The sequence below is a fragment of the Streptomyces sp. NPDC001508 genome, assembly GCF_040298665.1.
GTDB lineage: Bacteria > Actinomycetota > Actinomycetes > Streptomycetales > Streptomycetaceae > Streptomyces.
Genome location: NZ_JBEPAP010000128.1, coordinates 1 through 6,650, shown reverse-complemented (window position 1 = coordinate 6,650; position 6,650 = coordinate 1). Strand labels below are relative to the sequence as shown.

At 67.6% G+C, this 6,650-nt stretch carries 7 protein-coding genes; 2 read left to right on the top strand and 5 right to left on the bottom strand.

The window, feature by feature from the left end:
• Nucleotides 1–533 precede the first annotated feature (533 nt).
• The 5 genes from ABT245_RS45480 to ABT245_RS45460 all read right to left on the bottom strand — a co-directional run bounded on the left by ABT245_RS45480 (nucleotide 534) and on the right by ABT245_RS45460 (nucleotide 4,213).
• Nucleotides 534–860, bottom strand: coding sequence for a MazG-like family protein (locus ABT245_RS45480; protein WP_351746936.1), 327 nt, complete (start codon nucleotides 858–860; stop codon nucleotides 534–536).
• 35 nt (nucleotides 861–895) lie between these two features.
• Nucleotides 896–1,714 (bottom strand): exonuclease/endonuclease/phosphatase family protein, encoded by an 819-nt coding sequence (locus ABT245_RS45475; protein WP_351746934.1) that lies wholly within the window; start codon nucleotides 1,712–1,714, stop codon nucleotides 896–898.
• The gene (gene tmk, locus ABT245_RS45470; RefSeq protein WP_351746931.1) at nucleotides 1,693–2,307 is read right to left on the bottom strand and encodes a dTMP kinase; all 615 of its coding nucleotides are present in this window, start codon (nucleotides 2,305–2,307) and stop codon (nucleotides 1,693–1,695) included. The genes ABT245_RS45475 and tmk overlap by 22 nt, the downstream gene beginning before the upstream one ends.
• Complete coding sequence (locus ABT245_RS45465; protein WP_351746928.1) at nucleotides 2,304–3,413, bottom strand: radical SAM/SPASM domain-containing protein; 1,110 nt, start codon at nucleotides 3,411–3,413, stop codon at nucleotides 2,304–2,306. The genes tmk and ABT245_RS45465 overlap by 4 nt, the downstream gene beginning before the upstream one ends.
• Nucleotides 3,414–3,631: 218 nt before the next feature.
• Nucleotides 3,632–4,213 (bottom strand): hypothetical protein, encoded by a 582-nt coding sequence (locus ABT245_RS45460; protein ID WP_351746925.1) that lies wholly within the window; start codon nucleotides 4,211–4,213, stop codon nucleotides 3,632–3,634.
• A 605-nt stretch (nucleotides 4,214–4,818) separates the two neighbouring features.
• On the opposite strand from ABT245_RS45460, the gene ABT245_RS45455 reads away from it, so the two are divergent.
• Entirely contained in the window at nucleotides 4,819–5,946 is a 1,128-nt protein-coding gene (locus ABT245_RS45455) for a helix-turn-helix transcriptional regulator (protein ID WP_351746939.1), read from the top strand.
• A 13-nt stretch (nucleotides 5,947–5,959) separates the two neighbouring features.
• Nucleotides 5,960–6,544: an HD domain-containing protein gene (locus ABT245_RS45450; protein WP_351746922.1), complete on the top strand. Its 585-nt coding sequence runs from the start codon at nucleotides 5,960–5,962 to the stop codon at nucleotides 6,542–6,544.
• The last annotated feature ends 106 nt before the right edge of the window (nucleotides 6,545–6,650 follow it).

Genomic DNA, 6,650 nt, shown 5'->3' with positions numbered 1-6,650 from the left:
TTCGCTCGGCCCATGTGATCCCAGCGTCGGCATTCTTCCGCTTTGCCGTCTATGCCATGCCGGGACGGTGCCGAGTCGTGCTCCCGCGGTGCGCCAGAACGGAAAAAAGAGCGGCGCCTGACAGGTGTTCGGGCTGGTCAGACGCCGTCGTGCGGGATGTGCCCGGAACCGGACTTGAACCGGCAGGCGTCAGCGCGCTGACCTGCACTTTTCCTGTCCTCGCAGGTGGGGCACACCCGACGAGACCGGACCAGCCGGGACCAGACCCGACTAGAGCGAGCCGGAGGGGGGTCCATGTTCCCACGGGAACATGGACTGGGAGCACGTGCGACGAGCAGGCACGCGGCATAGGCGGGCGCGCGCCGCCAACACTCCTCGTGCATCAAGGGGCTCGGCAAGAAAGCAGTCATAGATGCAGACGGCAAGCCGTTTCCGGCCGTATAACACAGTGGGCCCGGCGGCACGTCTCGCCGCCAGGCCCACCTACGGCCACCCCAAATAGTCATCCGAAAGGGTTAACAGGGGGAGGCTTCCTAGCCCTGTGGCTCCGGCATCACCCGGTCAGCCAGGGCGTCCAGTCGCTCCTGGAACACGCGCTGCGGGTCCGGCGCGATCGTGGCCAGGGCGACCATGGCCGTCACGATGACGTCCGTCAGCTCCTTCTCGACGTCCGTCCAGGTGTGGGAGCGGCCCTTCCTCGGATTGGCTCCGAGAGCGCCGTGGAGGGCTTCGGCCACCTCGCCGAACTCCTCCCCGATCTTGAGCACGCGCATCGTCTTCGCCTGCTCGCCCGTTACAGGGCTCTCCTTGTCCAGCCACTCCACGAGGCGGCCGATCGTCTCCCACTGTGTCTTGTCCATGCTTTCCCTCGGTCGGAGATTGGTTGGTACGTCGGTCAGAACAGAGCGGCGGCCCGAGCCGCAGGAGTGGACACCAGCAGCGGAGCGGTGGCCCGGAGCGCGAAGGACACCGTCAGAGCCGAGTGATCGGTCAGCCGGGGATCGGCAGTGCGCACCTCGTGCACGTACGCGCAGGAGATCAGCGCGGTCGCCAGATCTGTGGACGCGTGCACGTGGTCGTAGCGGTAGCCGTCGCCGGTACGCCCCACCCACGAGTACTCCAGCGCATCCGGGTGCAAGGCGCGGAAGGCGTCCAGGTATCCGGATTCACCGAGCCACGCGTAGAAGTCGTACTCGAACTGCTGGAAGAACCGGTACCGGGGCGTGTGGCTGGGCTCCAGGATGTTGAAGTCCCCGATCATCACCCGCAAGCCCTCCCCCTTGGGCAGCGCTGCGCGGCAGGCGTCAAGGAAGCGGCTTTTCCTGATGGTCTTCGTTCTGGTGGCGTCGCGCGACGGCACGTAGATGCCGATGACGTCCAGCGGCCCCTCGTCGGTGTCGACGGTGACGGACACAGCGCGGTGCGGAAGGTACCCCATCACCAAGCCCGGATCCGGGCGGGTCGCCAAGCGCGAGACGACCATGACACCCCGCTCGCCCCGGCCCGGCCGCGGGAACGTCACCTCGTAGCCGGCCACCGCGAACCGGGAAGCGAGCAGGTCGCACCCCGCGCTGTCGGCAGTCTCCGTGAGGACGAGAGCGTGCTCGGGCCGCGCAGCCAGGAACTCCAACTGCCGCTGAGCGCGGTCCCGGCTCGGATTGTTCAGGTTGAACGTCAGCACGTCCAGGGTGGTCATGAGCGGCCCCTCGTCCATCGTTCCTTGATCCCCGCGACGACAGCGCAGGCGACACCTTCCGCGTCGGCTGCGGACGCGTCCAACTGCATCACGGAGACCCCGGCTGCCATGAGGAACCTAGCCGCCTCGTAGTAGTGGCCGCATTCCCGCTCGGTACCGCCGGGCTCACGCTCGTACCGGCTGTGCGCGCCCCGGGCACCCAGCCGCTTCGTGATCTGGTCGACGCGTGCGTTGATGATGACGGCCAGGTCCGGCATGTCGGCATGCCTGTTCAGCTCCCATACCGAGTCTCGCGGGACGCCGTCCATCACCTGGAGCACCAACGACGAGGCGATGTATCGGTCACAGACGACGATCTCGCCCCGGGCGAGCGCCGGCCGGATCTCCTGCTCGACGTGCCGGTACCGGTCGGCGGCGATCAGACACGCCATGCTCATCCCCCGGTATTCCTCGGTGCCGTGGCGGGCGAGCTGGCCGATCGGGCTGTCACTCGGCTCCCGCGTCTGGAACACCGGCTGGCCCTCGGCACGCAGCAGCTCCACGACGGCCGCGGCGACGGTCGACTTCCCCACCCCGCCGGGGCCGTCGATGGTGACGAACTGGCCGCTCATGACACACCGACCACGGGCAGCATGCGGGTCTGCCGGGGCACGACCGGGCACAGCTCCGTGTCGACAGCGCCGATCCGCTGTCCTGAGGCGACGACCGCGGCCGGGCATCCCTTCCCGCAGCCGTCCGAGAGGGAACAGCCGCCGCAGGTCGGGTTGTCACCCACCTTCCACCGGTTGTGGAAATCGTATGCATCCAGGCGTTCGGCGATGTCGTCGTGCTGCCACACGTTGCCCACGATGAAATCGGTGTCCGGGTGCTGGCTCGCCCTCGTCCGCGCGGCGAAAACGAGGTACGGGCATACGGTCACCTCGCCCTTGGTGAACACGTAGATGATCGTCCCCGCCTCGCAGCCGGCCAACGGCTTGTCATCGTTGGGGAACCTGATGTGCACCACGTCCAGGTCGTCGTCGCCGAACGGCATCGTCAGGCCGTGGATGTGCCGCATGTGGTCGTCCGGCCTGCGGAGCCTCTGTGAGGACTTGGACGCGCCCCGGCCCATCTCGCCGAGCGGGTTGAGGAGTACGTACTTGGCGCCCTGCTGCCTGGCGAACTCGCAGAGCTGCCCATATTCCTCGTCCTCGGCGAGATTGTTCGGCGTGCACAGCAGCCCTTGGAGGATGCCTGCCTTGGCGAAGCGCTCGACGGCGTCGACGGTCTCGGCGAACCCCTCGGGGCGGCCACGGAACACGCCGTGTGAGTCAGCTGAGAACCCGTCGAGGCTGACGTTCATGTGGACGTCCAGCTCAGCGAGCGTGGCGATCTGCTCGTCCGTCACCATCGTCGCGTTCGTGCACACGCCGACCGACATACCGGTCTCCCGGAAGTCGTCGATGATGGGGATGAGGTCCGGATGCATGAACGGCTCGCCCCCGGTGATCGTGATCCGGTTGACCCGGGCCGCGATCAGCTGCGGGATGAGCTGGTCCCGGACAGCGTCCCAGTCCATGTAGTCGCCGCGCTTGGTCGCCGACACGAAACAGTGCTTGCACGACTCGTTGCAGGGCTCGCAGATCTGGATGAGCGCCTTTCGGTACGGGTGTTCCACGGTGGTGCGGAAGTAGCAGGACGTTGCCTGCTCGTTCGTGATGAGGGATCGAGCGGTCAATGGAACCTCCCAGAAGGGACGCAAGCTGCGGATGAAGGGGCATGACGGCCCCGGCCGTACAGGTCGGCCGGGGCCGGTGTCCCGGGCTGCCGTCACTTCTCCATGGAGAGTCAGCCGGGACGTGGGGCCCACCTCGGGCCGGGAGCCACACGGGAGGGGTGCGGGTCCTGCACCAAGGGAGTTGGTCACGGCGCCGCGACCGGCCCGAGGCAGGTGTCTCAGGGGCAGGTGACCGCCGTCAGCTCCGCGACCCGGGCGAACTCCTCCTCCAGACGGTCACGGCCGAGGGCCGCGAACTCCCGGTCCAAGTCCGCCGGTGTCACCCCGCGAAGCTCCACCATCGTTCGGGCGGCACGGACCCACGGCGCCCACTCCGACGCGTACTTCACCTGCTCCATGTGACACCCGGCGATGGGCTGGAGCGTTTGTGGGTGGTGGAGGGGGCCGACGACTCCCCACGCCGGTACGTGCCTGGCCCACGCCGCCACGAACCGCCCACCCCGCAAGGCATGGCAGAGCTGGATGGAGATCCCGGCGCACGGCACGCACACCGGCGGACTCGTCGTCCGCTCCCCCTCCCGGACCGCGCCACAAGAGTCCCGCAGGAGAAACAGATGCGGACCGTGCGGGTCCGGCGGCATACGGGAGCAGACCTGGCACATCATGTTCAGCATCGCCCGACGCTGCCGGTAGGGGTGGACGTTCCTCAGCTGCGGGCTGCCCCGGCGCCGCTTGGGCCGCAGGGCGTACCGGGCCCACAGCACACCGAAACTGTCCCGGTCGTACGGCGTCTCATCCACGTACCCGATCCCCGGGACGATACGGCGGCGGGTGATCGGGCTTGTCAGGAGCCGTTCCTCACTCCATCCGGCGATGTACGGGACAACACCTGGCGGTGCCGGAGGCAGCACAATCGAGAACCTTCCTATGTCGAGACGATGGTGGCGGCCCGGCACACCGCAGGGCATCACGGGGTCGGGTGTGCCGGGCCGGGGGCTCCGGTCGCCCCCAAGGAGGGTCACGAACCACCGGAGCAGGTCAACGAGGTCAGCGGCCGATACCGGCCCGGAGGGCACGCGCCTCTGCCGGTATCACCTCGGCGCAGAGTGGTGCGGATCATCTCTGCACGGGAGGCGGGGCCGGGCCCGGTGATCTACTTGCCGAGCACGGCTGTTCGGTCGAGAGGGACGCGGCGAGGCGGACGGCCGGCACGACCAAGATGAGGACGTATTGCGCCAGGTCACCGCTGTCTGAGCTGACACCGTCGTGTGATGACTATGCAGAACGGAGCCCATGTGTCACGGCCTCCCAATAGGCTCGATTCAGGGTCACGAACGACCGTAGAAGGACGGCTCGTGACCCTGAAGTGACTGCGAGTACGGGTGGTTTCTTGTAAACCGCCGGGATTGGGATTCCCATGCAGCCAAGCGCTCGGCAAACCCTGACCGCCAGTACGGCAAAGGGCCAGCGGCCACGAACCGGCCTCCTCAGCGGCTACGTCCTGCGGGTAATACGCGAGCAGCACGGATACACGCAGGACGAGGCCGCCGAACATCTCAAGGTCTCCCCAGACACGGTCGCCGGGTGGGAGACAGGCCGGCGAGCCTTGACGGCCGTACCCGTCGCGCAGATGCTCGGCTTACGCCAAAGGCTGATGCAGATGGGCACTTCCCCCGCCCTGCTCCAGGCGCTGGAACGCGCTCTGGAGGCGGACGTCCTTCTCGCGTCGGCCCTGGACGAAGACGCGCCCGTCGAGGACGCCGCCCTAAGCTCGATGGTGATGCAGCGCGAACTCGCCGAAGTTCTGGCATGGCCGCTCAACGGCGTACCGCCGCGCACAGTACGCGATCTTCCTGCACGTTCTCGGCCGCGCCGCGGACCGGCACCGTCCGGACCGGAGCTGACCGCCGCCGAGCGCCGAACCTTCTTTGAACAGATGCGCCGCACAGCGGAACAAGCCCGTGGACCGAAACAGTTCCTGCTGCGGCGACAGTCCCTCTACCTGTCCAGTTACGACCAGGCGACCGACACCGCTGACTGGCTCACCCACCAACAGCGAACCGAACGGCCAGGCGACTGGCTCACCGCCTGGCTTAACAACCGAAGCGTCGCCGCCGTCGCAGCCCGCCAAGGCGACCGCGACCGCATGGCGTGCTTCATCGACAGCGCGCTCCAGGACGACGACGCCGGCGAGTCAGCAAACCTCGCCTACTGGGCGTACTGGGTCGGCGAGACGAACGTGCCCCAACTGTCGGACGACTTCATCGCGGACGGCTCCCTCGGACCGTGGCCCGGAGACCGGCTCCTCGCTCACCTCGTCGAGGGCATCGCACCCGAGCATGGCTACGTGGACCTCAACATCCACAGTGTGTGGTCGCTGCTCCAGGTCCGCCCCAACCTGCTGCGATCGGGAGCGGCAGCCCGCGCCCTACGCGATCGTCTCCCGATCATGTTGGATAGCGGTGAACTCTCACCGCGCGGACGGCGGGAGTTGGAGAGCATCCGGTACGCGATCCGCCTCGCCGAGGCGTGAGAGGAGCCCGACGGTGTCCGACGAACTGACCGCGGTGGCGCACTTCCTGTACGAGGCGGGGACGCTCAAGAACACCAAGCGCAGCGGCTGGTGGATGGCCGGAGTCAAGGACCCGGAGTCGGTCGCGGATCACTCCTGGCGCACGGCCCTGATCGCAACCGTCATCGCGAAGCTCGAAGGCGCGGACCCCGCACGGGCCGCGTTCCTCGCTGTCTGGCACGACACCGGCGAGACCCGAACCGGCGACGTCAACCACCTCGGCAAGAAGTACACAGCGGGCGAAGCCGACCCCGAGGCGATCACCGCCGACCAAGTCGCCGGCATGCCCGCAATCCTCGCCGACGCGGTCAAGGAAGTGGTTGCCGAGTACGAAGCCAAGGAGTCCGCGGAAGCGCAGTGCGCGCGGGACGCGGACAAACTGGAGTGCATGATCCAGGGCATCGAGTACCGCGACCAGGGCTATGCCAACGCTCAAAGGTGGATCGACAACAGCCGCGGCCGGATCGTCACCAAGAGCGGCCATGCGCTCGCCGACGCCGTGCTGGCAACGGGCTCACTGGACTGGCTCCGCGCCGCTCTCGGCGAGAACAAGAGCTGACGCTAAGCGTGGTAGCCCCTCTGCCGTGCGTTCGGACCTCTCTTGGCGGCGACCTCTGCGAAGTTGGCTCGGGCCAGGGGGAATCGACGTCGTTCCTTTACTGCTG

Bases quoted from the DNA above. Each gene is read 5' to 3' on its own strand.
- ABT245_RS45475 (WP_351746934.1), bottom strand. From the start codon at position 1,714: ATGGACGAGGGGCCGCTCATGACCACCCTGGACGTGCTGACGTTCAAC.
- tmk (WP_351746931.1), bottom strand. From the start codon at position 2,307: ATGAGCGGCCAGTTCGTCACCATCGACGGCCCCGGCGGGGTGGGGAAG.
- ABT245_RS45480 (WP_351746936.1), bottom strand. From the start codon at position 860: ATGGACAAGACACAGTGGGAGACGATCGGCCGCCTCGTGGAGTGGCTG.